The following is a 26,141-nucleotide window of genomic DNA, read 5'->3' on the forward strand; positions in this document are numbered from 1 at the left end:
GTCCTTTCAGCTCCGGCGCCGCTCGGCGCGGGCCCTCAGCTCGTCCCGCAGCGCCTGCGGAGCCCATCCCTCCCGCAGCGCGCGTCGCACCACGTCCGCCTGCGAGGACGGGGCGAGTCCGTCGAGGGGCGGGTCGCGGTCGAGGTTCGTGGGGAAGGGGTAGCCCTCGGCGCTCGCGGCGATCACGTTCTCCAGCCGTGCCACTTCCGCGCCCTCGCTCCGGCGCCTGAGCAGCACCGGGTACACGGCGTTGACGACCGCCTCCCGGTCGACCGTCTCCATCGCCCGCCCGAACGCGGACGACACCTGCAGGAGATTGGCCGTCCGCCTCACGTCCGTGGTGCGGTTGGTGCCGGCGGCGTGGAAGAGGGCCGGGCTGAAGAAGGCCGCGTCGCCCTTCGCGAGCGGGAGCTGCACGTGGTGGGCGTCGAAGTACCGCTGGAACTCCGGGCGGCGCCAGGCCAGATAGCCCGGTTCGTAGGTCTGTGAGTACGGCAGGTACATCGTCGGGCCCGACTCCACCGGCATGTCACCGTGCGCGACGGCGCCCTGGAGGGTCAGCACGGGGGAGAGGCGGTGGACGTGCGCCGGGTAGGCGGCCGCCGTCTCGTCCGGCAGGAAACCCAGGTGGTAGTCGCGGTGCGCGCTCTGGGCGGCGCCGCCGGGGTTGACGACGTTGACCTGCGAGGTCACCTGGTAGCCGGGGCCGAGCCAGGCCCGCGACACCAGCGCCAGGATGTCGTTGGCGTAGTAGCCGGCGAAGGCCTCCGGGTCGTGCAGGGCGGCCTTCTCCAGCGCGTTCCAGACCCGGTCGTTGGCACCGGGCCGCGCGAAGTGGTCGCCGGCGCTCGTGCCCGAGGCACGCTGCCCGGCGATCAGCGCCTCGAACACCGCGGTGACCCGGTCGACGGCCTCCCGGTCGAAGGCGCCGCGGAAGACCACCACGCCGGGGCCGTCGGTGAGGGCGCGGACCAGCTCGTCCTCGGGCGCCGTCCCCTCGTAGACGGGCACCTCGCGCTCGACGGCGGCGGCGTGCGGGTAGTCGGCGGGGTCGGTGGTCCGCTCGACGAGCGTGCGGAACGCGTCGAGGTCGCAGTCCCGCGCGGACAGCCGGGAAGTGCGGGACATCGGGGACATCGGTGTCCTCTCGGTGACAGGGGCGACGCAGTCCTGTCATTCTTGTCAGGACAAAGCCGTCGAACAACCGGCAGACAGCCATCAAAAACCCCTCAAGGAGCCTCGGTATGGGCCACCCGTTCCCGATCCGGGAGATCGCGCGGCAGGCGGGTCTGAGCGAGGCCACCGTGGACCGGGTGCTCAACGGCAGGGGAGGGGTGCGGGAGAGCACCGCGCACGAGGTCCGCCGGGCCGTCGCCGACCTGGACCGGCAGCGCACCCAGGTCCGGCTGGTCGGCCGTACCTTCATGGTGGACATCGTGATGCAGGCCCCGGAGCGGTTCTCCACCGCCGTGCGGGCCGCCCTGGAGGCGGAACTGCCGTCCCTGCACCCGGCGGTGGTCCGCTCGCGCTTCCACTTCCGTCAGACGGGGCCGGCCTCCGAACTGACCCGGACGCTCGACCGGATCGCGCGGCGCGGCTCGCAGGGCGTCATCCTCAAGGCGCCGGACGTCCCCGAGGTCACCGCCGCGGTGGGCCGGCTGACGGCGGCCGGGATCCCGGTGGTGACGCTGGTGACCGACCTGCCCGCCACGCCTCGCCTGGCCTACGTCGGCATCGACAACCGGGCCGCCGGGGCGACCGCCGCGTACCTCATGGGCCAGTGGCTCGGGGACCGGCCCGGCAATGTGCTCACCAGCCTCTCCAGCGGCTTCTTCCGCAACGAGGAGGAGCGCGAGATGGGGTTCCGCAGCGCGATGCGCGCCCGGCATCCCGAGCGCGCGCTGGTGGAGATCGCCGAGGGCCAGGGCCTGGACGCCACCCAGTACGACCTGGTCCGGGCGGCCCTGGAACGCGACCCGGACATCCGCGCCGTGTACTCCATCGGCGGCGGCAACATCGCCACCCTGCGGGCCTTCGAGGAACTCGGCCGCGTGTGCGCGGTGTTCGTGGCGCACGACCTCGACCACGACAACACCCGCCTGCTGCGTGAGCACCGGCTCTCCGCCGTCCTCCACCACGACCTCCGCCAGGACCTGCGCGAGGCCTGCCACCACGTGATGCGGGCCCACGGCGCCCTGCCGCCCGCGGGACCCTCGCTGCCGACCCCGATCCAGGTGGTGACGCCGTACAACATGCCTACGGTGTAGACAGGTCGGCCCAGGTGCCGGTCGCGGCGGAGCGGGTCATCGCGCCGAGTGCCTCCGCGCTGCGTACGGCGTCGGTGAGGGTGGCGCCGTAGGGCCTGCGCTCGGCGATGGAGCGCAGGAAGCGGTAGGCCTCCACCACCTTCAGGTCGTCGTAGCCCATGGCGTTGGCCGCGCCGGGCTGGAAGGCGCCGAACTCGCCGTCGCCCGGGCCGACGTACACCGTGCTGACGGGCTGGTCCTGGTAGGCCGTACCGCGGCTGATGCCGAGCTCGTTCATCCGGCGGAAGTCCCACAGCAGCGCGCCCCGGGTGCCGTGGATCTCGAAGCCGTAGGTGTTCTGCTCGCCGACCGCGACCCGGCTGGCCTCCAGGACCCCGCGGGCGCCGGAGGCGAAGCGGAGCAGGCAGTTGACGTAGTCCTCGTTCTCGACCGGGCCGAGTTCGCCGCCCCGGGCCCGGGTGTGGCCCGCGGTGGCGCCGGTCGGGCGGGCCCGCTCCGGTACGAAGACCGCGGTGTCGGCGGTGAGGGAGGCGAGCTCGCCGAGCAGGTACCGGGCCAGGTCCACGCCGTGCGAGGCGAGATCCCCGAGGACTCCGCTGCCGCCGCGCTCGCGCTCGTAGCGCCAGGTCAGCGCGGACTCGGGATGGGCGGCGTAGTCGCTGAACAGCCGCACGCGCACATGCGTGACCGTGCCGATCTCCCCGGCGGCGATCAGGTCGCGGGCCTTCTCCACCGCGGGCGCGTTGCGGTAGTTGAAGCCGACCGCCCCGCACACCCCGGCCCGCGCCACCGCGGCGGCGACCGCGCGGGCGTCCTCGGCGGTCAGGCCGACCGGCTTCTCGATCCAGATGTGCTTGCCCGCCTCCGCCATCGCGACGCCGATCTCGCGGTGCAGGAAGTTCGGGGCGGTGATGCTGACCGCCCGCACCCGCGGGTCGGCGGCCACCTCGCGCCAGTGGCGGGTCGTGGCGGTGAAGCCGAACTGCGCCGCGGCCTCCTCGGCCCGGCCCGGCACCTCCTCGGCGACGGTGACCAGCTCCGGACGCAGGGGCAGCCGCGGGTAGTGGTGGCGCACGCGGGCGTAGGCCTGGGTGTGCACCCGCCCCATCCAGCCGAATCCGACGACGGCGACCCCAAACGCATCCACCATGACAGCCCCTTTTTGGACCGGTCCAGAAGCCTTTTCACCCACACTGGGCGCGGTCCGCGCCGGGTGTCAACCCTTTGACAAGCGCGGACTGCCCGTGGAACGGTCCATGTCATGCGACCGCCGACCATCCGCGACGTGGCCGAACGGGCCGGGGTCTCCAAATCCCTGGTCTCGCTGGTGCTGCGCGGCTCCGAGCAGGTGCGCCCCGAGAAGCGGGAGGCCGTGCTGCGGGCCGTGCGGGAACTCGGTTACCGGCCCAACACCGCCGCCCGCAGCCTCAGCGAGCGGCGCACCCGGACCGTCGGAGTCCTCCTCAACGACCTGCGCAACCCCTGGTTCGTGGAGCTGCTCGACGGGCTGAATCCGCTGCTGCACGACCACGGCCTGCACATGCTGCTCGCCGACGCCCGGCTCAACCGCCGCACCGGCCAGGACCCCGCCGCCCCCTTCCTCGACCTGCGCGTCGACGGCCTGGTCGTGGTCGGCACCCTGCCCGATCCGGCCGGGCTCGAGGCGGTCGCCGAGCGGATGCCGGTGGTCGTGGCGGGCGCCCGCGAGGCGGTGCCGCCGCGGGTCGACGTCGTCGCCGGTGACGACGAGCAAGGCGCCCGCCTGGTCACCGAGCACCTCATCGGCCTCGGCCACCGCCGGATCGCGCACCTCGCGGGCTACGGGGCGGTCGGCGAGCTGCGCAGACGGAGCTTCGAGGCGACGATGCGCGCGCACGGCCTGGCGGACGGCGCGCGCGTCGAAGCCTGCGACATGACCGAGGAGGGCGGCTACCGCGCCACGGTCCGCCTGCTCGGCCGCCCCGACCGGCCGACCGCCGTCTTCGCCGTCAACGACATCGCCTGCGTCGGCGCGCTCTCGGCGGCCGGGGAACTCGGCCTCGACGTGCCGCGCGACCTGTCCGTGGCCGGCTACGACAACACGAGCATCTCCCGGCTGCGGCACCTGTGGCTGACCACCGTGGACGGCGGCGGCCACGACGTCGGCCGACGCGCCGCCCGCTGCCTCCTCGACCGCTTCGAACGGCCCGGGGCACCGGGCCGCCTCCGCCTTGCCGCGCCCGCGCTGGAGATCCGGGGCACCACGGCCCCGCCGCTCACAGATTGATCGCGTACGCCTTGCGCAGCGTCTCGTGCACCGTCCAGGTCGTACGGTCGCCCGCGCGCAGCACCGCCATGTCGCCGGGGCCCACCGTCAGCGTCGGCCCGTCCTCGACCTCGATGGTGGCCGAGCCGCTGATCACCACGAACAGTTCGTCCGCCTCGGTGTCGGTGACCACGCCCGGGGTGATCTGCCAGATCCCCCGGATCTGCCGGCCGTCCGCGGACTCCCAGAGCACCTTCCCGGTCACCTCGGGCGTGCCGGAGACGATCTGCTCGTGCGCGAGCGGCTCGGGTTCGAGTGCGGCGTCGGGGATGTGGACGACGAAACTGTGGCTCATGCCAGGACCCTAACCGGCCGCAGTGGATCAACGCCGTCGGCACAGTGTGCGGTATCCACCCGCGCGGGAGGACACTTCGTCGCGACCGAGGGAGCGGCGCCCGGGGGAGTGAGCCAGCCCCCGCATCATGCCCGCAATACATCGGACAAAATTGTTGACAATCTTGTTTGACTAGATTTAGGTTCGACAGGCACTCACTCAGGGAGGGCACACCATGCCGAAAGAAGCCCGTCCGAGCACCGGGGAGCAGGCCAAACAGCACGCGCTCGCGCGGCTGCGGCAGGCGATCCTGCACGGCGAGATGGCACCGGCCCAGCGGCTGGTGGAGAACGAACTCGCCGAGCAGTTCGGTGTGACACGGGCGAGCATCCGCGCCGCGCTCATCGATCTGGAGGCCCAGGGCCTCGTGGAGCGGATCCGCAACCGCGGCTCGCGGGTGCGGGTGGTGACGGTGGAGGAAGCCGTCGCCATCACCGAGTGCCGCATGGTCCTCGAAGGACTGTGCGCGGCGAAGGCGGCCGTCGCGGCGAGCGACGAGCAGCTGGCCGAACTCACCGAGCTGGGCACGGCGATGACCAAGGCCGTGGCCGCCGGTGAACCGGTCACCTACTCCGACCTCAACCACGAACTGCACACCAGGATCCGGGAGTTCTCCGGCCAGCAGACCGCGCTGGAGCTGCTGGAGCGGCTCAACGCCCAACTGGTGCGCCACCGCTTCCAGCTGGCACTGAGGCCGGGGCGGCCGCAGCAGTCCCTGAGCGAGCATCTGGCGATGATCGAGGCGATCAGGGCCAGGGACCCCGAGGCGGCCGAGGCGGCCGTCCGCGCCCACCTCAGCAGCGTGATCGAGGCGCTGCGCGACTGAACCTCGCGCGAGGCGGGCGCCCACCTGTCCAGCAAGGAGTTCTCCACCATGACTCAGGCCAACGCGCCCGCCCCAGCACGCTCGACACTCGTCGTCACCGCGCACGCCGGTGACTTCGTGTGGCGCGCCGGCGGTGCCATCGCCCTGGCCGCGTCCCGCGGCGAGAAAGTCACCATCGCCTGTCTGACCTTCGGCGAGCGCGGCGAGTCCGCCAAGGCGTGGCGCGAGGGGAAGAAGCTGGCGGAGATCAAGGCGATACGGCGGGACGAGGCCGAGCGGGCCGCCGCCACCCTGGGCGCCGAGGTGCGCTTCTTCGACGCCGGCGACTACCCGCTGATCCCCACCGCCGAGCTGACCGACCGGCTCGTCGAGGTCTACCGCGCGACCCAGCCGGACGTCGTGCTGACCCACCCCACCGAGGACCCGTACAACGGCGACCACCCCGCCGCCAACCGCATGGCACTGGAGGCCCGGGTGCTCGCCCAGGCCATCGGCTACCCGGGCGAGGGCGAGATCATCGGCGCCCCGCCGGTCTTCTTCTTCGAGCCCCACCAGCCCGAGATGAGCGGCTTCAAGCCCGAGGTGCTGCTCGACATCACCGAGGTCTGGGAGACCAAGCGCAAGGCCATGGAGTGCCTCGGCGCCCAGCGGCATCTGTGGGACTACTACACCGACCTCGCCGTCCGGCGCGGGGTCCAGCTCAGGCGCAACGCGGGCCCCAACCTGGGACTCGCCCACCAGACCATGGCCGAGGCGTACATGCGCCCCTACCCGCAGATCGCGAAGGAGCTGGCATGAGCGGCGTCATCGTCACCGGCCCCCCGAAGGCGGCCCTCGAGGACATCGACGCGCTGGCCGGGTACGGCGTGGCCACCGTGAGCGAGGCCATGGGCCGCACCGGCCTGCTGGGCCCGGGGATCCGGCCGGTGCAGCAGGGTGTACGGGTCGCCGGCACCGCGGTCACCGTGCTGAGCTGGCCCGGCGACAACCTCATGATCCACGCCGCCGTCGAGCAGTGCGGTGAGGGCGACATCCTGGTCGTCACTACCACCTCGCCGTGCGCCGACGGCCTGTTCGGCGAGCTGTTCGCGACCGCCCTCCAGCAGCGCGGGGTGCGCGGCGTGGTGCTGAACACCGGGGTCCGCGACACCCAGGAGCTGCGGGACATGGGCTTCGCCGCCTGGTCCCGGGCGGTCTCCTCGCAGGGCACGGTCAAGGCGACGGGCGGCTCGGTCAATGTGCCGATCGCCATCGACGGCCAGGTCGTCCGCCCCGGGGACGCGATCCTCGCCGACGACGACGGCGTCGTGGTCGTCCCCCGGGAGCGCGTGCGCGAGACGGTGCGGAAGTCCCGGGCCCGTGAGGACAAGGAGACCGCCACCCGGGCCGCCTTCCTCGACGGACAGCTCGGCCTGGACCGCTACGGGCTGCGGGACAGGCTGAAGGAACTCGGCGTCGAGTACCGGACGTACGAGCAGTACGAGGGAGAGCGGCCGTGACCGCGGAGGTGCCCTGTCTGCTGATGCGCGGCGGCACGTCCAAGGGCGCCTACTTCCTCGCCGGTGACCTGCCCGCCGAACCGGACGCCCGGGACGAGCTGCTGCTGCGGATCATGGGCAGCCCGGACCCGCGCCAGATCGACGGACTCGGCGGGGCTCACCCGCTCACCAGCAAGGTGGCCGTGGTGTCGCCGTCGGCCGACCCGCGGGCCGACGTCGACTACCTCTTCCTCCAAGTGGCCGTCGACCGGCCCGAGGTGACCGACCGTCAGAACTGCGGAAACATCCTCGCCGGGGTCGGCCCGTTCGCCGTGGAGCGCGGGCTCGTCCCGGCGGGCGAGCGGGAGACCGCGGTCCGGATCCGCATGGTCAACTCCGGTGACTACGCCACGGCGACCTTCCCGAGCCCGGACGGACGCGTCGACTACACGGGCGGCGCCGCGATCTCGGGCGTGCCCGGCACGGCCGCCCCCGTGGTGATCGAGTTCCCGCCGGGCGCCTCCGCCCTGCTGCCCACCGGACACGTCCGGGACGAGATCGACGGGGTGCCGGTGACCTGTGTGGACAACGGCATGCCGACGGTTCTCATGGCGGCCACCGCGCTCGAGGTCACCGGCTACGAGTCGCCGCGGGACCTGGAGGAGGACACCGAACTCGCCGACCGGCTCCGCCGGATCCGGCTGCGGGCCGGCCGCCTCATGGGCCTCGGCGACGTGTCCGGGGCGACCGTGCCCAAGCTGACGCTGCTCGCTCCGCCCCGCCACGGCGGTGCCGTCACCACCCGCACCTTCATCCCCGCGCGCTGCCACACCTCGATCGGGGTGCTGGGCGCGGCCGGCGTGGCCGCGGGCCTGCGGATCGACGGAGGCGTGGGCGCCGGTCTCGCTCGGCTCGACCCCGGCAGCGACCGGATCCGGCTCGAACACCCCACCGGTTTCCTGGACATCGAGAGCAGTCTCGGCACCGATGCCGACGGCCTGCCCACCGCCCGCCGCACCGCCGTGGTCCGAACGGCCCGCAAGATCTTCGACGGCACCGTCTTCGCCAGGGCCGCCGCACAACCCCTTGGAGGTCCCCGATGACTCCGCCGCTCGGCGACATCGCGCACATCGGCCACGCCCAGCTGTTCACGCCCGACCTGGACGCGAGCGTCGCCTTCTTCACCGACTATCTCGGCCTGACGGCCCATCACCAGCATGGCGACAGCGTCTACTTGCGGACCTTCGACGACTACGAGCACCACAGCCTGGTGCTCACCGCCCGGGAACAGCCCGGCCTCGGCCGGCTCGCGCTGCGCACCTCCAGCGAGGAGGCGCTGCACCGCCGGATCAGGGCGGTCGAGGAGTCGGGCGGCTCGGGCCACTGGGCGGAGGACGAGCCCGGCCTCGGCAAGCTCTACGTCACCACCGACCCCGACGGCCATGAGCACGCCCTGTACTGGGAGAGCGAACACTACGCGGCCCCCGAGGAGTTGCGGCCCGCGCTGAAGAACCAGCCGCAGGCCAAGCCCAACCGGGGCGTGGGGGTCCGACGGCTCGACCACGTCAACTTCCTCGCCGCCGACGTCCTCGCCAACGCCGAGTTCCAGCAGAACGTGCTCGGCGCCCGGCCGACGGAACAGATCCGCCTCGACAGCGGGAAGATCGCGGCGCGCTGGCTGACGTACACCAACAAGTCGTACGACGTCGTCTACACCTCGGACTGGACCGGCAGCGCCGGGCGGCTGCATCACATCGCCTTCGCCACCGACACCCGCGAGGACGTCCTGCGGGCCGCCGATCTCGCCATCGACAGCGGGGTGTTCATCGAGACGGGACCGCACAAGCACGCCATCCAGCAGACGTTCTTCCTGTACGTCTACGAGCCGGGCGGCAACCGGATCGAGCTGTGCAATCCGCTCACCCGGCTGGTGCTGGCGCCCGACTGGCCGCTGATCACCTGGACCGAGGAGGAGCGCAAGAAGGGGCAGGCCTGGGGCCTGAAGACCATCGAGTCCTTCCACACGCACGGGACGCCACCGGTCGCGTAGCGCGATCGCCACGGGAGCCGTACCGAATCGTCGATGAGATTGTTGACAAAAACGTTGACTCTTTCGGTACGGCTCCTTAGCGTCTAGCGCACCCCGCACGAGAGGAAGAACAACGATGTCCCCCCTCGCTCCATCCGCCCGCGGCAGCAGACTGGCCTTCCTGGTCATCGGGCTGTGCTGGCTGGCCGTGCTCTTCGACGGCCTCGACATGTTCATCTACGGCTCGGTGCTGCCGCACCTGCTGGAGACCGGAACCTTCGGCCTCACCCCCGGCCAGGCCGGCGACCTCGGCTCCTACGCCACCTTCGGCATGCTGGTCGGCGCCCTGACCGCCGGTACCGTCGCGGACCGGATCGGGCGCAAGAAGCTCATGGTCGCCTGCGTGGTGCTGTTCTCGCTGGCCTCGGGCGTGTGCGCGATCGCCGACTCCGTCGCCGTCTTCGGCCTCGGCCGGACCCTCGCCGGTGTAGGCCTCGGCGGGCTGCTCCCCACCGCGATCAGCATGGTCTCCGACTACGCCCCGCGCGGCCGCGCCGCGATCGTCATCGGCCTGCTGATGACCGCCCACCACGCGGGCGGCATCCTCTCCGCCTACGTCGCCAAGTGGCTGATCGAGCCGGCCGGCTGGCGCGCCGCCTTCTGGGTCTGTGTGCTCCCGCTGCTCTTCGCCCCCGTCCTCGCCAGGTTCCTGCCCGAGTCGCTGAGCTTCCTGATGGCCAAGGGCCGCACCGAGGAGGCCCGCGCGCTGGCCGCCCGCTACGACGTCGAACTCCCCGCCGCCAAGACCGGCAAGCCGGCCGCCGGTGACCGCTGGGCCAACCTGAGGGGCCTCTTCCGCGGCGGCGAGTGGACCCAGACCCTGCTGTACTGGCTCGCCTCCTTCGGCGGACTGCTGCTGGTCTACGGCGTCGCCACCTGGCTGCCCACCCTGATGCGCGCCGAGGGCTACGAACTGGGCTCCGCGCTCACCTTCGTCGTCGTCTTCAACCTCGGCGGCATCGTCGGCATGCTGGTCGCCGGACGCGCCGCCGACCGCTTCGGCGCCCCGCGCATCTCGGCGATCTGGTTCGCGCTCACCGCGGCCGGGGTGTTCCTGCTCAGCGTCCACATGCCGCTCGCGGTGACCATGACGGTCGTCTTCCTCACCGGTGTGTTCCTCAACAGCGCCCAGACGATGATCTACGCGACGGTCTCGATCCGCTCCACCCCCGGCAACCGTGCCACCGCCGTCGGCTGGACCTCCGGCATGGGCCGCTTCGGCGCCGTCTTCGGACCGTGGCTCGGCGGGCAGTTGCTCGCCGCGGGCAACGGCGACTGGGGCTTCACCGCCTTCGCCCTCGCCGGAGTGTCGTCCATGGTCTTCATCGGCATAGCCGCGCTGCGCGGCGGGCGCGGGACCCCGGCCGAGGGCGCCCCGCGAAATCTGGTCACCACGCACTGAAAAAGGGGGGACGGACGTTGACAGGGGATCCCGGTCATGTCGCCCTTCCCGCCTGAGACACCCGCCCGCGTACGGTAAGGTTTACCTGCGCGTTCTCGCGGCACCACCGTGAGAGGGACGCACCGGGACGTGGCGCAGCTTGGTAGCGCACTTGACTGGGGGTCAAGGGGTCGCAGGTTCAAATCCTGTCGTCCCGACGGTGCGAAGGGTCTTCGCGGGCAGCGGCTCGCGAGGACCCTTTTCTCATGCGCGCCGTCCGGCCGGGTCTACGCGTCCGGGCACCGCACGCCGCTCGACTCGACCCGTCGCCCGTCCGAGCCCGTGACGGTCACCGGCACCGGTTGTGACCCCGGGTCGGCGACGCGCTGCGCCGCGGTGGCCGTACAGCTGAGCTGGGCCGCGACGAGATCGCTCAACCGGCCCGCCGACGGGGCGAGTCGGACGGTGATCCCGTCCTCCCGCTCGGTCACCGTCACGAGGTCGGACGGGCGGTGCCCTTGCTGCGGGGGGCCCGGGGTGTCCGGACTCGTGGGGATCGGGGTGGCGGTGAACAGGCCCGCCGCGGGCGGCAGTCGGGTGGTGATCCGCTTGCGGCGCTCCCCGTCCGTCGGGCCCAGGAGCAGCGTTTCCAGGGCCTTCGCGACGTCCACCGGCGCGGTGGTGCGGCGGGGGACGGCGACCAGGGTGCCGTCGACGACGTAGTAGACCTGGATCACCGGCGTCACCCCGCTTGCCGGACCGCCCGCCTCCACCACTCCGGTCGTGGGGATGCCGCAGGAGGTGAGCGCGCACAGGGCGGCGAGCCACAGCGGCGCGGATCGCCGACGGGGCGTCATGAGCCGCTTCCCGGGGGCGGCCCGTCGTCGGGCAGGGGGAGTCGTACGGTGAAGACGGCGCCCCCTTCGGGCCGGTTCGCCGCGCTGACCGTGCCCCCGTGCATGCGGACGTTCTCCGCGGTGATCGCGAGGCCCAGACCGCTGCCCTCGGTCCGGGTGCGGGCGGCGTCCGACTTGTAGAACCGCTCGAAGACATGGGGCAGCACGCTGTCGGGGATGCCGGGCCCGCTGTCCAGCACCTCGATGACGGCGAGCCGTGCCCCGCCCGACAACCGCAGGCGCACGGGACGCGCGCCGTGCCGCAGGGCGTTGCCGACCAGGTTGGCGACGACGACGTCCAGGCGGCGCGGGTCGACCCGGCCGCGCAGGGTGCCCGGCGGGGGCAGGTCGCAGTCGACGAGGCCGGTCCAGGCGCGCGCGGCCAGGGTGCGCCGCAGCGACTCGGCGAGGTCGATCTCGTCCAGGTGCAGCACCACCGCGCCCGCGTCGAAGCGGGAGATCTCCATCAGGTCGTCCACCAGCCGGGCCAGCTTCACGGTCTCCTCGCTGATCAGCCGGACCGCGGTCGCGGTGTCCGGGTCCAGGCGGGCGGCGTCCTCGTCGAGGACGTCGGTCACCGCCGACATGGCGGCCAGCGGGGTGCGCAGTTCGTGCGACACGTCCGCGGCGAACCGGCGGGCCCGCGCCTCCATGCCGCGCAGTTCGGCCACCGACTTCTCCAGCGCGGCGGCCGTCTCGTTGAACGTGTGCGACAAATCGGCCAGTTCGTCGGAGCCGTGGACCGTGAGCCGGGTGTCCAGTCGGCCCTCGGCGATGCGCCGGGTGGCGTGGCGCAGCGCCCGAACCGGCCGGAGCACGCCGCGCGCGGCGAGCAGCGCCAGCAGCACGGCGAGGGCGAGTGCGGGCACGGTGGCCCGTTGGGCGGCGGTGACCAGGGCGTCGACATAGGCCCGTTCCGTGGTCTGCGGCACCGTCAGGAAGATCTGCACGCCGGAAGGGTGGGTGCCTCCGTCGGACGAGGCGAACAGGACCGACATGCCGACGACCAGCGCGGTGTGGTCGCCGCCGGCCACCCGCTGGAACACGGTCGCGGTCCTGGAGCGCACGGCGTCACGCAGGGCGGGCGTCAGTTCCTCGAAGGGGTCGTCCGGGGCGGAGGTGGCGCTCAGGTCGCCGTAGGCGGCTAGGACCCGCCAGGTTCCGGAGGGGTCGGCGCCGGCCACGTCGGTCGCGAACCGCCGCAGTTCGTGCTCGCCCGGCGGGAAGGAGAGCTCCTCGGCGAGCCGGCCGACCTGGGTGCGCAGCAGCTGGATCACGGTGTCCTGGCTCTGCTGGAGCACCCCGGTGCGCGCCTCACGGAAGGTCAGGGCGCCGGTGGTCGCGGCGGTGACGGCGGCGACCAGCGCGAAGGCCACCACCAACCGCGTCCGCAGACCGCGCAGTTGCGGCACCCGGGGCCGCCTCACCGGGCCGCGAACCGGTAGCCGAAGCCGCGCACGGTCTGGATGTAGCGCGGCTCGCGCGGCGGTTCGCCCATCTTGGCGCGCAGCCGCTTGACGCAGGCGTCCACCAGGCGCGCGTCCCCGTGGTAGCTGTGCTCCCAGACCGCCTCCAGCAACTGCTGCCGGCTGAACACCTGGCCGGGGGAGGCGGACAGGGTGAGCAGCAGCCGCAGTTCGGACGGTGCGAGCGCGATCGGCACGCCGTTGCGGGCGACCGAGAGACCGGACCGGTCGACGGCCAGCTCCCCGTAGGTGTCGATCTTCGGGATGCCGGGTTCGCCGGAGGCCCCGCCCGCCCTGCGCAGCACGGCCCGGATGCGCGCCTGGAGCACCCGGGCCTGGACGGGCTTGACCACGTAGTCGTCGGCGCCCGCCTCCAGGCCCACGACGATGTCCTCGTCGTCGCCCCGCGCGGTCGCCATGATGATCGGCAGGGTCTGATCGAGGGCGCGTATCTCGCGGCACACGTCGAGACCCGGCAGGCCGGGCAGCATGAGGTCCAGCACCACGACGTCCGGCCGGAACGACCGCACCCGCTCCAGACCGTGCTCCCCGGTCGCCACGGCGGCTACCTCGTGCCCCTGGCGGCGCAGGGCGAGTGCGACTCCCTCCCGCACGGCACGGTCGTCTTCGATCAGCAGAACGCGTGGCATGCGCTCAGTATCCGTACGGCAGCCGACGACCCGGGACTTTGTTACGGGATGATCATATGAACCGGAATCGGCGGGCGTGTTATCGCTTCGTTATTGTTTGCGCCCGGTCCGATCACATGGCGGTCACAGCCTGGCCGACATGACCACGCGTACCGCTCGTTCTCCCCGTGGCCGTCGGCGGGGCGGCCCGTCCCATGCCTCTCCGCGCAGGCGGCGGGGGGTGTTGTGGGCAGGGCTGGTCGCACTGGCCGTGCTGGGGGCCTTCGGGTTCGCGGCGACGGACGACGGGGGCGGAGCGCACGCCGGGCCGGCCGGAACCCCCGCGTCGGCAGGGGGCGCACAGCCCTCGTCCTCGACCTCCGCCGGCCCGCCCGAACCCGACATCCCGGCCACCGGACCGGGCACCTTCACCCCCGCCGCCGGCTCCGGCGCACCGGCGGGAAAGGGCACGGCCCTGCGCTACCGGGTCGAGGTCGAGGACACCGTCGACCTCTCGGCCGCCGACGTGGCCCGGCAGGTGGAGCGCGTCCTGGCCGACCCGCGCGGCTGGACCGCGGACGGCCGCTCGGCGTTCCGGCGGGTGTCGAGCGGTCCGGCCGACTTCGTCGTGAAGGTCGCGACCCCGGGCACGGTGGACCGGATCTGCGGGCAGTACGGGCTGGACACCGGCGGCGAGTACAACTGCAGCGTGGAGCGGAACGTGATGGTGAACCTGGAGCGCTGGCTGCTGGCGACCCCCGTCTACGCCGAGGACGTCACGGCCTACCGCGCGCTGATCATCAACCACGAGGTCGGCCACTTCCTCGGCCACGGCCACGTCGGCTGCCCGGGCCCCGGACAGCCCGCGCCCGCGATGATGCAGCAGATCAAGGGCCTGAACGGCTGTGTACCCAATGTCTGGCCGTACGACGAGGAGGGGCGGTACCTGACCGGACCGGCCGTCTCCTGACCGCGGCGCACACAGCGCCGCGGCCGAGAGACGCGTTCCCTCCCCCGAAGGTCACGTCTCTCGGCCACTCCCCCGGCGCCGGACTTGCGGTCCGTCCGCCCGCGTACGGCTGTACCCGTGCCGTTACCAGCACATCACCGCGGTCTCCCCCGATCCCCAGGTGGAGTACAGACGCACACGGACGAAGTAGCGGCGGCCCTTGACGAGATGGGCCCTGATCGTGGCGTTCCCGGCCATGCCCCCGTCGTCCCGGCCGGTGAGGTAGCGGGGTTCCCCGTCCCGCTCCTCGAAGACGACCACCACGGCGTCGCTGTCGCCGAACGTGGCCACCGTGTACTCACGCGTCTCCGGCGGCTCGACGGCGAAGTCGGCCTGTCCGCCCGGGCCGAGAGCGATCGGCGCCGAGCGGAACGGCACCAGCGCGGGCGGCCGAGGAGGGCCGGCCGGCGGGTACCAGCGCAGGACGTACTCCTTGTCGGCGGGGGAGAGCGCGCCGGGCGGGTTCAGGCCCGCGCGGAACTGCTCCGGCTCCAGGATGAGCCCCGCCTCGAAGGGGTACTCCATGATCGACTGCGGGTCCCAGACGGAGCCGTTGACCTCGTCCGGGTCCAGCTTGCGCAGGATGTTGAAGAACGTCGTCTCCCGGCTCCAGAAGTTCGGCGGGCCCGCCAGGTCCGCGAAGACGGTCTCGTCGTCCCAGTGGATGCCGGCGAACGGGCTCTGATGCTCGTGCAGCATGCCGAGTGCGTGCCCGATCTCGTGCAGGGCCGTGCCGCGTTCCGAAGGCGCGGTCAGGTCCCAGCCGAAGTTCATGGTCCGTTCGTTCCGGCCGACCTGGAGCGCGTCCTTGCCCACCGTCGACCACGAACCGTCACCCAGCTGGAACCCGATCCGCAACTCGGCTTCCGAGCGGTCCTGGACCTCGGTGAACGACACCCCGATGCCAAGGCCCTGCCACTCCTGGAAGCACTCGCGCACCACGTCCCGCTGCTCCTTCGAGCCGACCCACGACACCCGCCGGGACCCCCCGGTCCCCGGTACGGGAATCATGGACGCGGCGCTGTCGCCGTCGAAGAAGCAGTAGTGCAGGACCGTGTGGTTGACCCACATCCGTCGTCCGCCGATGAGCGCACGCTGCCGCTCGGCGGTCAGCCCCGGTGCCAGAACGGGGGCCGACTGCTGCGCGAGTGAGCAGTAGCGGGCGGTCATGGGCCAAGGTTGCCGTGGGCGGCGGCCGGGCGCCTGAGTCGGGGGCTACTCAAGTCACCCTGTATCAGGGGTGAGTAGGGGTGCTCTTGTAGGTGTGATGACATTCGAACGGGATGCGAAGACCCTGGAGCTGCCCTGGCCGTTCACCGGACGGGACAGCGAAGTCGAGCTGATCCGCATGTCCCTGGCCGCGGGCCGGCACGGCGTCGTGGTGACCGGAACGGCGGGCTGCGGCAAGACGCGGCTCGCCGCCGAGGCCACCCGTGGCACCGACTGCGCCAAGGTGGCCGGCACGCCCGAGGCCCGCACCATCTCCTTCGCCGCCTTCGCGCACCTGCTGCCCGAAGCGGTCACCCTGCACCGGGCCGTGCAACTGCTGTCCGCTGTACGCCTGTTGGTGGTGGACGACGCGCACCTCCTCGACGACGCGTCCGCCGCCCTGGTCCACCAGCTGGCCGTGCAGGGCCGCACCCGGCTCGTGGTCGTGGCCACCGACGGCGTCCCCGCGCCCGGGGCGGTCTCGCGCCTCTGGACCGGCGAACTGCTGCCCCGTCTCACCCTGGACCCGCTGCTGCCGGAGGAGACGGCCCAACTGCTCGGCGACGACCTCGAACCCCTCACCGTGAACCGGCTGCACCGGCTGTGCCAGGGCGATCTGAGGCTGCTGCGCGACCTGTCGGGCGCGGTGCGCGAGCGGGGACTGCTCACCCGCGTCCCGGGCACGGACGGCCGGGCCTGGCGGGGCCCGCTGCCGCTGACGGCGACCGTGCGCGAGCGCGCCGCGCACGTCCTGGACCGCACCCACCCCGAGGAGCGCGAGACCCTCGAACGCCTCGCTTTCGGCGAACCCCTCGCCCCCGACATGGACCTGTTCGACCTGTGGGCCCTCGAACGCCTGGAGGCCGGCGGACTGATCCGCATCGACGACCGGGGCGCGGTCCGCCTCGCCCACCCCCTGCACGGCCCGGTGCTGCGGGCCGCGGCCGGCCGGCTCCGGGCACGGCGCCTGGCCCGCACCCCGGACCAGTGCGCGGCGGCCCTCGACGCCGAGGCGGCCGTACTGGCGCGCAGTGTCCGCCTGGCCGACGTCCGGGCGGTGTCGGCGCCCGTGGGGGAGTGGCTGGTGGACGAAGGCGCGCGGGTCCCGGCCGGATACGCGGCCCTGCGCGCCCGGTTCGCCCGCATCGGCGGGCGGCTGAAGGAGGCCGAGGCGTGGGCCGGGGAGGGTTTGCGGGACGCACCGCAGGACCCGGACTGCCGCGGTGAACTCGCCCTGGCCGTCGCGCAGTCGGGCGCGGTGACGGCCGTGGCCGACGGTGCCGGGGACGGCTGGCCCGCCGTCGCGCGCGGAGACCTCGACGCCGCGCTGGCCACCGTGGAGCCGTACGACGCCGTACGGCTCGGCGCGCCCGAGCGGGCCGCCGGACGCCTCGACGGCGTCTTCGCGCAGCACGCCGACGCGCTCGCCCGCGGCGACGGGCCCGCCCTGGACCGGGCCGCCGAGGCGCTCCAGGAGCGCGGGCTGCTGCTGTACGCGGCCGAGGCGCACGCCCAGGCCGTACGGGCCCATCGCGACCCCCGCGCGGCCCGCACCTCCCGCACCCGTGCCGTCGCCCTCGCCCGCCGCTGCCAGGGCGCCCGCACCCCGGCCCTGTCCGGCCTGGTGCTCGGCGAACTGACCGCCCGCCAACGGCAGATCGTGACGCTGGCGGCCGCGGGTCTCAGCAACCGCCAGATCGCCGAACGCCTCACCCTCTCGGTCCGCACGGTCGGCAACCACCTCTACAGCGCCTACGCCCGCCTCGGCGCCAGCGACCGGGGCGCCCTGCCGTGGCTGGTGGACCTGCCGGCGGCACAACCGGCGTGAGCGGTGAGAAGGGGTACGGTCTCAGGCCGCTCCGAAGGCCGAGAAGGCCCAGCCCGTCGCCCGGTGCACCGCGTCGCCGGGAAGGGCGGCGCGGGCGTCGCGGAGGGCCTCTGCCAGGGAGAGGCCCGAGCTCACTCCCTTGTGCAGGGCGACCATCAGCGGGACCACCGCGGCGTCGTTGACCGGGGCGCTGCACGCCACCACCCCGGCCGTGCCCAGCGGCAGCAACGCGGTGACCAGGCCGAGGAGTTCATCGGCGCCGACCGACGCGAAGCAGGCGGTGTCGCAGCAGGAGAGGATGATGCGGTAGGGGCTGCGGTCGAGGCGTTCGAAGTCGTGCACGATCAGCGGGCCGTCCGCCATCCGCAGCGAGGAGAAGAGCGGGCTGTCCGCCCGGAAGGCGCCGTGCGCGGCGATGTGCGCCAGCGCCGCCCCGTCCAGCTCCCCGAGCACCCGCGGCACGTTCGCCCCGTCGTCCTCCAGCAGCGTCGCCGTGCCGTACCGGTCGGCCAGCTCGGGCACCTCCGCGCCCCCGGTGGCCAGGCCCGGACCGCGCACCAGCACCTGACGGCCGCCCGGCGGCGGCTCGGTCTCCCGGGCCCGCAGCCAACTGGTCGCCGACGGCGACACGCTGACCACCCGCTCGCGCAGCGACGGCAGCAGCGACCACGGCACCCGGTGCAGCCGGCCCGGCGGTACGACCACCACCGGTCCGTCGCCGAGGTGCTGTGCCGCCGGACCCAGCAGCAGCTCCTCCAGCCGTCGCCCCGCCGCCTCCACCACCGCAAGCCGCGCCTCGGCGCCCGGGTGGGCCAACCGCCGCAGCCCGGCCTGCACATGCTCGGCCTCGGTCTCCGCGTCGGCGATCAGCCCCGCCTCGTAGCGCCGCACCCGCCCCTGCCCGCACAGCAGCACCTGCACCCGCCCGTCCACCACGACCAGCGCGACCAGCCGGACGGCGTCACCCAGCCGGGCCAGCAGCCGCGCCGGGTCGAAGCGGTCCCCGTCACCGGGCGCCTCCCCGCGCATGTGCAGGGTCCGCGAGCGTATCTCCCGTTCCAGGCGGCGCTGTTCGCGCTCCAGGGCGGGCACCGGCCGGCCCTCCATGCGGGCGGCCTCCGCGCGGGCCGCGATCTCCCGGAAGGCGGTGAGCCCGCTCTGCAGGGCGGGGTCGGCGGGCGGCCGGGTCGGCGGGGCGGTCAGCACCGTCGCCCGCCACCGCTCGCTCCACACCAGCAGCCGCCGCGGCCCCCCGGAGTCCAGGCTCACCCGCTGCGCCAGCGCGGCGAGTTCGGCGCCCTGGGCGGTGGCGCGCGCCCGGAGCTCCGAGGCGCCCAGCGTCGTACGGTGGTCGTCGAGCACGTCCAGACCGCGCCGGCACGCCTCCAGCACCCCGCGCCCCGATCCCGCGGCCCGCGCCCGCAGCGCCTGCGCCGCCCACCCCGTCATCCGCGCCAGCGGCGGCCCCGCGCGCCTGCTGCGGGCGGCCGTCCCCAAGTGCCGTTCGGCGTCCGCCCGCCAGCCCAGCGCGAGCGCGATCCGGCCCGCGAGCAGGGATGCCTCGGGCGCGGCCGGGGCGCCGAAGGAGGCCAGCCGGTCGGCGACCGCGGCGGCGTCCGCGACCAGCCGCCCCGAGGCGCGCCCGGTGACCAGCCGTGCCTCGATCAGCACCAGCCGGGCGTGCGTCTCCCACCAGGTGCGCCGCTGCCCGGCGAACAGCCGCACCGCGAGGGCCGCGCGCGCGATGGCGGTGTGCGGATCGCCCGCCAGCCGGGCCGCCCGCGCGGCGACGAGCAGCAACTCCGCCTTGCGCGTGGACTGTCCGCCGATCTCGTCCAGCACCCCGATCGCCGCGTCCGCCTCGGCCAGCGCCTCCGGGGCGAGACCCGCGGCCATCAGCACCTCGCAGCGCCGGATGTCGAGCATGAACGTCGGCGTGCCGAGCTTGGCGTACCGCTCCTCGGCCTCGTCCAGCAGCCGCAGCGCCGCCGGGATGTCCCCGGACCGGAACGCGGCGAGCCCCCGGCTCTCCACGGCGTCCGCCTTGTCGTGCTCCTGGCCCGTGGTCTCCCACAGCGCCTCGGCCGACGTGAAGTCCGCGTCCGCCCGCTCCACCGCGCCGAGCGCCAAGTGCACCGTGGCGCGCAGCGTCAGCGCCCGTGCCGTCCAGATCACGTCGTCCGCCTGCCGCAGCACCGGGATCGCCCGCCGCACGTCCTCCAGTGCCTCCCGGTGATGCCCGAGCACCCACCAGACGTACGCCCGCCGGTACAGCACCCGCGCCCGGGTGTGTCCCGTGCCGCGGGCTACCCCCCGCTCGAACGCGGCGAGCCCCTGCCGGGTGCGGCCCGCGTGCACCAGCGCCACGCCGAGCGTGCCCAGGACGTCCGCCTCCCGGTCCGCGGAGTCCGCGCGCGCCGCGAGGTCGCGGGCCCGCCGCAGATGGGCCAGCGCGAGGCGCAGATCGCCGAAGTCCCGTTGCCAGATGCCGATCACCTGATGGGCGACGGAGGCGTGCAGCGGCGAGGGATCGGCGCCGAGTACCTCTTCCGCCTCCGCCAGAGCCTCGCCGGGTGCGGCGAACACCTTCGGCAGCAGTTCGAGAACCGACTCGCTTCCCGCTGTCACTTTACGGATAGTAGTGCTCCCCTCCGCCGCCCACACAGGGCCGGCGCTGTATCAATCGACGGCTGCGGGGCTCTGACTGACGACCGTCGCCTCAGCGGGAGGACACGCCATGGCACCACAGCGATTCACCGAACAGTTCGATCAGATCCAGCGCTCCATGCCCGACGTCCCCCTGGCGATGGGTCCCGACGACTCCGCCGAGTTCCTCTACGAGAAGGGCGTCGTGCTGGCCCGGGACGGCGAGGAGGCGCGCGTCGTCGAGGACGCCGTGCGCGAGCACTTCACGTCGTTCGCCGGTCTCACCGCCGACCACGTGCGCCGGGCGAGCCCGCAGTCCAACCGGTCCGGCATCACCCGGATCCAGGTCGGCGACCCCGGTCAGGGCGACCTGCGCGGCGACCGGGCCGTCGCGGGGGCGCTGCGGGCGCTGCGGTCCGCGGAGGGCCGGGCAGGGCGCCGGCTGGTCAGCCGCAACCATGTGGTGTCCATCGCCGTGAACGCCTGCCCCGGCGACGAACCGGTACCGGCCCCGCTCACCGAGACTCCCAACCCCGCGCCCGCCGAGGGGACGTACGACGCGGACACCGCCGTCGGCGTCCTCGTCATCGACACCGGCCTGATGAAGGACTACCGCTCCTACCCCCTCCTCGCGCACACCGACGGCGACCTCCAGATCAAGGAGTGCGACGACGACGGGATCCTCCAGCAGTACGTCGGACACGGCACGTTCATCGCCGGACTCGTCGCGGCCGTCTCGCCCAACACCGAGATCACCGTCCGCAACACCCTCAACGACGCCGGAGCCATCCTGGAGTCCGAGTTCGGGGACAAGCTCTTCGAGGCCGTCGACCGCGGCGGCTGGCCGGACATCCTCAGCCTGTCCGCCGGCACCCCCAACGGCCGGACCGACGGACTGCTCGGCCTCGACGCCTTCATGGAGGAACTGCGCACCCAGCGCACCCTGTTGGTGGCCGCCGCGGGCAACAACGGCAGCGCCACCCCCTTCTGGCCCGCGGCCTACGCCGACCTCCCCGCCTACGCCGACGCCGTGCTGTCGATCGGCGCGCTGCGCGGGGACGGCGAGCACGGGGCCTGCTTCAGCAACCACGGCGCCTGGGTGAAGGCATACGCCCCCGGTGAGCGCCTCACCAGCTCGTTCACCGGCTTCGACGTGCCGGTCCCGTACGTGTACCAGCACTCCACGTACGACTCCTGCCGGTACGGCTTCGCCTACGTGTGCACCTGCCAGTCGCCGCGCCACACCGGCCTGTTGAGCGAGGAGCGGGCGGAGACCGCCACCGGCAAGCCGGACCAGGTGATGTTCGAGGGCTTCGCGCACTGGAGCGGCACCTCGTTCGCCACCCCGGTGGTCGCCGGCATGGTCGCCGCCCACATGAGCGCGCACAAGGAGACCGACCCGCGCGTCGCCCGCACCCAACTGCTTGCCTCCAACACCGAGTTCGCGGAGGTGCGCGGGTCGCATGTGCCGGCGCTGCGCCCGCCCACCTGGCGTCCGGTCCCCGTCGTCCCGCGCACGCGTCCGGCATGAGGGTCGGAACCGTCCCCTCCGCGGCGTACGATGACTTGCCGTACACGAGGGGTGGGGCCGTGGATCGTGCAGAAACCGGCGCGCTCGTCCAGTCCGCCGTCGACGGTGACGCGGCGGCCTGGAAGGCGCTCGTGGAAGGGCTGAGTCCGCTGGTGTGGTCGGTGGTGCGCGCCCACCGGCTCTCCGACGCCGACGCGCACGAGGTGTACCAGACCGCCTGGTTCCGTTTCGCCCAGCACCTGGGCCGCATCCGGGAACCGGAGAAGGCCGGGTCCTGGCTGGCCAGTACCGCCCGGCACGAGAGCCTGAAGGTCCTGAAGAGCCTGCGGCGGCTGACGCCGACGGACGACCCGCACGTGCTGGACCGGGTCAGCGAGGACCGTACGCCCGAGGAGTCGCTGCTGGACTCCGAGGAGGCGGCCGCCCAGAGCGAGCGCGTGCGCCGGCTGTGGCAGGAGTTCGAGGAACTCGGCGACCGCTGCCGCCAGTTGCTGCGGGTGCTGATGTCCACACCGCCGCCCAGCTATCAGGAGGTGTCCGCCGCGCTGGGCATCGCCGTGGGCAGCATCGGACCGCTGCGCCAGCGCTGTCTGCGCCGCCTGCGGGCCCGACTCGACGCACGGGGAGCACTGTGAACGACGACGACATGAACGACGAGTTCGGAGAGTTCGACGACGCCGGCTTCGACAGCGCCCTGCTGGAGGAGGAGCTGAGGCGGGCCGCCGCCATCCTGGACCCGGTTCCGGCCGAGCTGAGCCGGATCGCCGTCGACGCCTACGCGCTGCACGACCTCGACGCCCGGATCGCCGAGCTGACCTTCGACTCGGTGGTGGACGCCATCCCGGTCCGGGGCGCCACGGACGTACCGCGGATGCTCACCTTCCGGGCGGGCGAGGTCACCGTCGACGTCGAGGTGACCGCGCAGGGCCTGATGGGGCAGGTGCTGCCGCCCCAGCCGGCCCGGATCGAGGTGCTCAGCGGCCCGCAGTCGGCGGCACCCCTCACGGCGGACACCATGGGCCGCTTCACCGGCGACGCCCCGCCCGCCGGCCCGTTCGCGCTGCGGCTGCGGACCGGCGGTGCCGTGGTCGTCACGGAGTGGCTGCGCGCCTGACTCACCAGACGCAGGGCAGGGACTGCGGACCACGGATCATGGTCCTGCGGCGCCAGACGACCCGGTCGGGCGCCACCGCGAGCCGCAGTCCCGGCAGCCGGTCCAGCAGGGTGTCGACCAGCAGTTCGGTCTGCAGGCGGGCGAGCACCGCGCCCGTGCAGAAGTGCGGGCCGTTGCCGAAGGCCAGGTGCGGGCTCGCCGCGCGGTCCGGGTCGATGCGGTCCGGCTCGGGGAAGACCTCGGGATCGCGGTTGGCGGCCAGGTAGGAGACGTACACCGGGTCGCCGGCCCGGATGCGCAGGCCGTGCAGCTCGACGTCCTCCAGGGCGATCCGGGCCAGGCCCACGCTGCTGCGGTGCGGGATGAAGCGCAGCAGCTCGTCCAGGACGGCACCGCGCTCCTCGGGTCGGGCGCGCATCCGCTCCATCAGCTCGGGGCGGGTGAGCAGCAGGTACAGCATCTGCCCGCAGTTGTGGGTGACGGCCTCGCCGCCGATCTGCAGCGGCCCGGCGAGCCCGACCGCCTCGGTCTCGCTGATCTCCCCGCGCTGTACGGCGGAGCCGAGCAGCGAGTACACGTCGTCGCCGCTGCTGTGCGCACGGGCCCGGACGGTCTCGGTGATCCACCCGTACAGGCCGTTCTTGGCCTGCTCCGCGTCCTCGGCGCCGGTGGTGGAGATGATCCGCCGGGTCCAGGCGTGCACCCGCGCCCGGTCGGCGGCGGGCACGCCCATCACCTCGCTGACCACGGCGAGCGGGAAGGGCTCCAGGACCCGTTCGACGAGGTCGGCGGGGGGTCCGTCCTGGACGACCGCGTCGACCAGCGTGTCCAGGATCCGCTGGGCGCGGGGGCGCAGCCGCTTCATCGCGCTGACGGTGAAGGCGCCGGCGACCGGCTTGCGCAGCCGGTTGTGGTCGGGCTGGTCGGCGAAGGCGAGCGAGCCCGGGCGGGGCTTGAAGTGCGGGGCCATCCGGGTCACCTGGCGGGTGGTGACCTCGGCCCGGCCGAACCGGGGGTCGTTGGTGATGGCCTTCACGTCGTCGTAGCGGGTGGCCAGCCACGCCCAGCCCGCGCCGTGCGGCAACCGGATGCGGGTGAGCGGGCCCTCCCGCATGAGGTCGGCGAGCACCGGGTCGAAGTCGGTGCCGTCGAGTTCCAGCGGCGGCCAGTCCCGGACCGGGGGCGGGGCCTGGCCGGTGAGCGTGGTGGTCTCCTCAGTCATGTCCCCACCCTCATCCCCGTGCGCCCGGCTGTCGCCCGGGAGTGCTCCAGGCGGTGGTCAGCCGGGCAGGGCGGCCACGAGCCGCGCGAGCGCGGAGGCGATCCGGGTGAGCCCCGCCCCGGCGGCCCCGCCCGGCTCGGTCATGTAGGTGTCCCGCCGGATCTCCACCATCAGCGCACTCACCCGCGGATCGGTTCGGTAGAACTCCAGGGGCACGTACGTCCCGCTGAACGGGCTGTCCAGGCCGACGTCCCCGCACTCCGCGAAGGCCTCGCGGGCCGCGGCGAGCAGCCCCGGCGGCGTGTGGAAGGAGTCGGTACCGAGGCAGACCGCCGGGCGGGGCCCGTCGCCGTGCAGTTCGTAGGGGAGCGGGGCGCTCGGATAGGAGTGCACATCGACGATCACGGCCCGCCCGGTGGCGGCCAGCCGCCCGGCCACGGCGTCGCTCATGGCCCGCGCGTAGGGCCGGAAGTACCGCGCGAGCAGCGGCTCGTGATCGCCGTCCTCCTCGCGCAGCACGTCCTGGTGGGTGGTCCGCGTGTACACGGCGCCCATGCCGGCGGCGAGCATCTCCTCCCGCTCGTCGGGGAACCGCTCGGGGTCGACGACGAGCCGGGACAGCCGGTTGGCGAACACCCAGGGCCTCGGCGCACAGGCACCGGCCGCCTCCCCGGCGATCCGCGCGGTGTGCGCGTCGGTGATGTGGTCGAGCTCCCGCTGGAGCGCCGAGTCGTCCAGCACGATGCCGGCCCGCACGTCCTGCGGTATCTCCCGCGCCGAGTGCGGGACGTGCAGGATCACGGGGGAGTGCCCGGCACCCGGGGTGAGCGAGAAGTTCATGCGGCCCTACTGTCCCACCCGTCCGTCGACGCACTCGCGCAGCAGGTCCGCGTGACCGCAGTGACGGGCGTATTCCTCGATGCGGTGCACCCACAGTTCGCGTACGGAGTTGTGGTCCTTGCCCACCCGGGTGGCCAGGTCGGGGTACTCGTCGAAGACCGCGTCGGTCGCCGCCTGTTCGCGGGCGAGGTCGGCGAACGCACCCTCCACCAGCGCCTGTTCCGCGGCGGCACCGTCGAAGTCGGCGTCCCGGGCCCCGTAGAGCTTCGGTTCCGGTCCCTCCGGCACGATCCAGCCGCGCCAGTCCCGCTCGACCTCGGCGAGATGGCGGACCAGCCCCAGCAGGGACATCGTCGACGGCGGCACCGAGCGGCGCGCCAGCTGCTCAGGGTCCAGCCCCTGGCACTTCATCTCCAGGGTCAGCCGGAAGTCCCGCAGCACACTCCGGTACGTCGCCGACTCGCCTTCCGGGCCGGGCCCCTCGTTGTCGCGAGGGTCCTGGTCGGGGTCCGCCCACATGTCGGGGTAGACACTGGCCCGGGTCCATCGCTGGGGTACGTCGTCGTCGCTCACGGGCTCACGATGCGGAGCCGGACGCCCGGCGCGCAAGCGGTTTTCCGGGGGCGGGCCCCGAGATGCCGTGCGGGCCCGCCCCCCGACCGCGTGGTGCCGCGTCAGTTCAGCGGTGCGGGTGCGGGAGTGCCGTAGAAGGTGATCGGGGGCCAGCCGCGGGAGGCGGCGAGTTCGCTGAGCAGCTCGGCGATCTCCAGGGGGGTGACGGCGAGGGCCGACGGGACCTCGTGGTTCGCCACCCGGAACTCGATCTCCACCTCGGCGTGCGTGTCGTCGCCGATGGTCCGGTACGTCCGGCCCTTGAAGAACGTATCGGCGGCGAACTCGGTCGCCTCGGCCTCCGCCGCCTGGGCGGGCTGCGCCGACGCCGCGGTGCCGAGCACCGCCCCCGCGGCCGTCGTACCGGAGTAGCCGATCAGGGATCGTCTCGAAATGCTGGACAAGGTTCCCCTCCATCGCGGGCCGTACGGGTGTCTCCCGAGGCCGCGGGCCCGATCG

At 73.3% G+C, this 26,141-nt stretch carries 25 protein-coding genes and 1 tRNA gene; 14 read left to right on the forward strand and 12 right to left on the reverse strand.

What is annotated here, in order from left to right; translation table 11 throughout:
* Positions 1 to 6 precede the first annotated feature (6 nt).
* Complete coding sequence (locus ACWD11_RS25590; protein WP_451285739.1) at positions 7 to 1,128, reverse strand: phytanoyl-CoA dioxygenase family protein; 1,122 nt, start codon at positions 1,126 to 1,128, stop codon at positions 7 to 9.
* Positions 1,129 to 1,244: 116 nt separating this feature from the next.
* On the opposite strand from ACWD11_RS25590, the gene ACWD11_RS25595 reads away from it, so the two are divergent.
* A complete protein-coding gene (locus ACWD11_RS25595; RefSeq protein WP_451285741.1) occupies positions 1,245 to 2,267 on the forward strand; it encodes a LacI family DNA-binding transcriptional regulator in 1,023 nt (340 codons plus the stop codon).
* On the opposite strand, the gene ACWD11_RS25600 is transcribed toward ACWD11_RS25595, so the two are convergent.
* Positions 2,257 to 3,417: a Gfo/Idh/MocA family protein gene (locus ACWD11_RS25600; RefSeq protein ID WP_451285743.1), complete on the reverse strand. Its 1,161-nt coding sequence runs from the start codon at positions 3,415 to 3,417 to the stop codon at positions 2,257 to 2,259. The two genes, ACWD11_RS25595 and ACWD11_RS25600, sit on opposite strands and share 11 nt — an antisense overlap.
* Before the next feature lie 111 nt (positions 3,418 to 3,528).
* On the opposite strand from ACWD11_RS25600, the gene ACWD11_RS25605 reads away from it, so the two are divergent.
* Positions 3,529 to 4,533, forward strand: coding sequence for a LacI family DNA-binding transcriptional regulator (locus ACWD11_RS25605; RefSeq protein WP_451285745.1), 1,005 nt, complete (start codon positions 3,529 to 3,531; stop codon positions 4,531 to 4,533).
* On the opposite strand, the gene ACWD11_RS25610 is transcribed toward ACWD11_RS25605, so the two are convergent.
* Positions 4,523 to 4,867: a cupin domain-containing protein gene (locus tag ACWD11_RS25610; protein WP_389419023.1), complete on the reverse strand. Its 345-nt coding sequence runs from the start codon at positions 4,865 to 4,867 to the stop codon at positions 4,523 to 4,525. The two genes, ACWD11_RS25605 and ACWD11_RS25610, sit on opposite strands and share 11 nt — an antisense overlap.
* 214 nt (positions 4,868 to 5,081) lie before the next feature.
* Here ACWD11_RS25610 and ACWD11_RS25615 point away from each other — a divergent pair, with 214 nt between their 5' ends.
* The 7 genes from ACWD11_RS25615 to ACWD11_RS25645 all read left to right on the forward strand — a co-directional run bounded on the left by ACWD11_RS25615 (position 5,082) and on the right by ACWD11_RS25645 (position 10,898).
* The gene (locus ACWD11_RS25615; RefSeq protein WP_389419022.1) at positions 5,082 to 5,732 is read left to right on the forward strand and encodes a GntR family transcriptional regulator; all 651 of its coding nucleotides are present in this window, start codon (positions 5,082 to 5,084) and stop codon (positions 5,730 to 5,732) included.
* Positions 5,733 to 5,780: 48 nt separating this feature from the next.
* A complete protein-coding gene (locus tag ACWD11_RS25620; RefSeq protein ID WP_451285747.1) occupies positions 5,781 to 6,530 on the forward strand; it encodes a PIG-L deacetylase family protein in 750 nt (249 codons plus the stop codon).
* Positions 6,527 to 7,231, forward strand: a complete 705-nt coding sequence (locus tag ACWD11_RS25625; RefSeq protein ID WP_451285749.1) for a 4-carboxy-4-hydroxy-2-oxoadipate aldolase/oxaloacetate decarboxylase — start codon at positions 6,527 to 6,529, stop codon at positions 7,229 to 7,231. Before ACWD11_RS25620 ends, ACWD11_RS25625 begins: the two co-directional genes overlap by 4 nt.
* Positions 7,232 to 7,254: 23 nt before the next feature.
* The gene (locus tag ACWD11_RS25630) at positions 7,255 to 8,313 is read left to right on the forward strand and encodes a 4-oxalomesaconate tautomerase (protein WP_451285777.1); all 1,059 of its coding nucleotides are present in this window, start codon (positions 7,255 to 7,257) and stop codon (positions 8,311 to 8,313) included.
* Positions 8,310 to 9,260 (forward strand): catechol 2,3-dioxygenase, encoded by a 951-nt coding sequence (locus ACWD11_RS25635; RefSeq protein ID WP_451285751.1) that lies wholly within the window; start codon positions 8,310 to 8,312, stop codon positions 9,258 to 9,260. The genes ACWD11_RS25630 and ACWD11_RS25635 overlap by 4 nt, the downstream gene beginning before the upstream one ends.
* A 115-nt stretch (positions 9,261 to 9,375) precedes the next feature.
* Positions 9,376 to 10,701 (forward strand): MFS transporter, encoded by a 1,326-nt coding sequence (locus ACWD11_RS25640; RefSeq protein WP_389419018.1) that lies wholly within the window; start codon positions 9,376 to 9,378, stop codon positions 10,699 to 10,701.
* A 123-nt stretch (positions 10,702 to 10,824) separates the two neighbouring features.
* A tRNA-Pro gene (locus ACWD11_RS25645) sits at positions 10,825 to 10,898 on the forward strand.
* 69 nt (positions 10,899 to 10,967) lie between these two features.
* Here ACWD11_RS25645 and ACWD11_RS25650 read toward each other — a convergent pair.
* From ACWD11_RS25650 to ACWD11_RS25660, 3 genes are read right to left on the reverse strand one after another with little or no spacing between them, the layout of a single operon-like run.
* Positions 10,968 to 11,537: a hypothetical protein gene (locus tag ACWD11_RS25650; RefSeq protein WP_451285753.1), complete on the reverse strand. Its 570-nt coding sequence runs from the start codon at positions 11,535 to 11,537 to the stop codon at positions 10,968 to 10,970.
* Positions 11,534 to 12,988: a sensor histidine kinase gene (locus ACWD11_RS25655; protein ID WP_451285755.1), complete on the reverse strand. Its 1,455-nt coding sequence runs from the start codon at positions 12,986 to 12,988 to the stop codon at positions 11,534 to 11,536. The genes ACWD11_RS25650 and ACWD11_RS25655 overlap by 4 nt, the downstream gene beginning before the upstream one ends.
* Before the next feature lie 11 nt (positions 12,989 to 12,999).
* The gene (locus ACWD11_RS25660; protein WP_389419015.1) at positions 13,000 to 13,692 is read right to left on the reverse strand and encodes a response regulator; all 693 of its coding nucleotides are present in this window, start codon (positions 13,690 to 13,692) and stop codon (positions 13,000 to 13,002) included.
* A gap of 139 nt (positions 13,693 to 13,831) precedes the next feature.
* Here ACWD11_RS25660 and ACWD11_RS25665 point away from each other — a divergent pair, with 139 nt between their 5' ends.
* The gene (locus tag ACWD11_RS25665) at positions 13,832 to 14,641 is read left to right on the forward strand and encodes a DUF3152 domain-containing protein (protein ID WP_451285757.1); all 810 of its coding nucleotides are present in this window, start codon (positions 13,832 to 13,834) and stop codon (positions 14,639 to 14,641) included.
* Between the two features lie 123 nt (positions 14,642 to 14,764).
* On the opposite strand, the gene absR1 is transcribed toward ACWD11_RS25665, so the two are convergent.
* Positions 14,765 to 15,850: a beta-glucuronidase AbsR1 gene (absR1, locus tag ACWD11_RS25670; RefSeq protein WP_451285759.1), complete on the reverse strand. Its 1,086-nt coding sequence runs from the start codon at positions 15,848 to 15,850 to the stop codon at positions 14,765 to 14,767.
* 97 nt (positions 15,851 to 15,947) lie between these two features.
* On the opposite strand from absR1, the gene ACWD11_RS25675 reads away from it, so the two are divergent.
* Positions 15,948 to 17,717 (forward strand): LuxR family transcriptional regulator AbsR2, encoded by a 1,770-nt coding sequence (locus ACWD11_RS25675; RefSeq protein ID WP_451285761.1) that lies wholly within the window; start codon positions 15,948 to 15,950, stop codon positions 17,715 to 17,717.
* A 21-nt stretch (positions 17,718 to 17,738) separates the two neighbouring features.
* Here ACWD11_RS25675 and ACWD11_RS25680 read toward each other — a convergent pair whose 3' ends face one another.
* Positions 17,739 to 20,345 (reverse strand): CHAT domain-containing protein, encoded by a 2,607-nt coding sequence (locus tag ACWD11_RS25680; RefSeq protein WP_389419011.1) that lies wholly within the window; start codon positions 20,343 to 20,345, stop codon positions 17,739 to 17,741.
* 109 nt (positions 20,346 to 20,454) lie between these two features.
* On the opposite strand from ACWD11_RS25680, the gene ACWD11_RS25685 reads away from it, so the two are divergent.
* Genes ACWD11_RS25685 through ACWD11_RS25695 form a run of 3 tightly spaced genes read left to right on the forward strand, consistent with a single transcriptional unit; the run spans position 20,455 to position 23,008 of the window.
* Positions 20,455 to 21,894: a S8/S53 family peptidase gene (locus tag ACWD11_RS25685; RefSeq protein WP_389419010.1), complete on the forward strand. Its 1,440-nt coding sequence runs from the start codon at positions 20,455 to 20,457 to the stop codon at positions 21,892 to 21,894.
* On the forward strand, positions 21,891 to 22,529 hold the full coding sequence (locus ACWD11_RS25690) for an RNA polymerase sigma factor (protein ID WP_389419009.1): 639 nt from the start codon (positions 21,891 to 21,893) through the stop codon (positions 22,527 to 22,529). Before ACWD11_RS25685 ends, ACWD11_RS25690 begins: the two co-directional genes overlap by 4 nt.
* An 11-nt stretch (positions 22,530 to 22,540) precedes the next feature.
* Complete coding sequence (locus ACWD11_RS25695) at positions 22,541 to 23,008, forward strand: hypothetical protein (protein ID WP_389419215.1); 468 nt, start codon at positions 22,541 to 22,543, stop codon at positions 23,006 to 23,008.
* Position 23,009: 1 nt separating this feature from the next.
* Here ACWD11_RS25695 and ACWD11_RS25700 read toward each other — a convergent pair whose 3' ends face one another.
* The 4 genes from ACWD11_RS25700 to ACWD11_RS25715 all read right to left on the reverse strand — a co-directional run bounded on the left by ACWD11_RS25700 (position 23,010) and on the right by ACWD11_RS25715 (position 26,086).
* Positions 23,010 to 24,230, reverse strand: a complete 1,221-nt coding sequence (locus tag ACWD11_RS25700) for a cytochrome P450 (RefSeq protein WP_389419008.1) — start codon at positions 24,228 to 24,230, stop codon at positions 23,010 to 23,012.
* Between the two features lie 57 nt (positions 24,231 to 24,287).
* Positions 24,288 to 25,070, reverse strand: coding sequence for an N-formylglutamate amidohydrolase (locus ACWD11_RS25705; protein ID WP_389419007.1), 783 nt, complete (start codon positions 25,068 to 25,070; stop codon positions 24,288 to 24,290).
* Between the two features lie 6 nt (positions 25,071 to 25,076).
* The gene (locus ACWD11_RS25710) at positions 25,077 to 25,589 is read right to left on the reverse strand and encodes a DinB family protein (protein WP_389419214.1); all 513 of its coding nucleotides are present in this window, start codon (positions 25,587 to 25,589) and stop codon (positions 25,077 to 25,079) included.
* Positions 25,590 to 25,744: 155 nt separating this feature from the next.
* Positions 25,745 to 26,086 carry a twin-arginine translocation signal domain-containing protein gene (locus tag ACWD11_RS25715; protein WP_389419006.1) on the reverse strand — a complete coding sequence of 114 codons (342 nt, stop codon included), beginning with the start codon at positions 26,084 to 26,086 and terminating at the stop codon, positions 25,745 to 25,747.
* Between the last annotated feature and the right edge of the window lie 55 nt (positions 26,087 to 26,141).

Source organism: Streptomyces sp. NPDC002776, assembly GCF_053592195.1.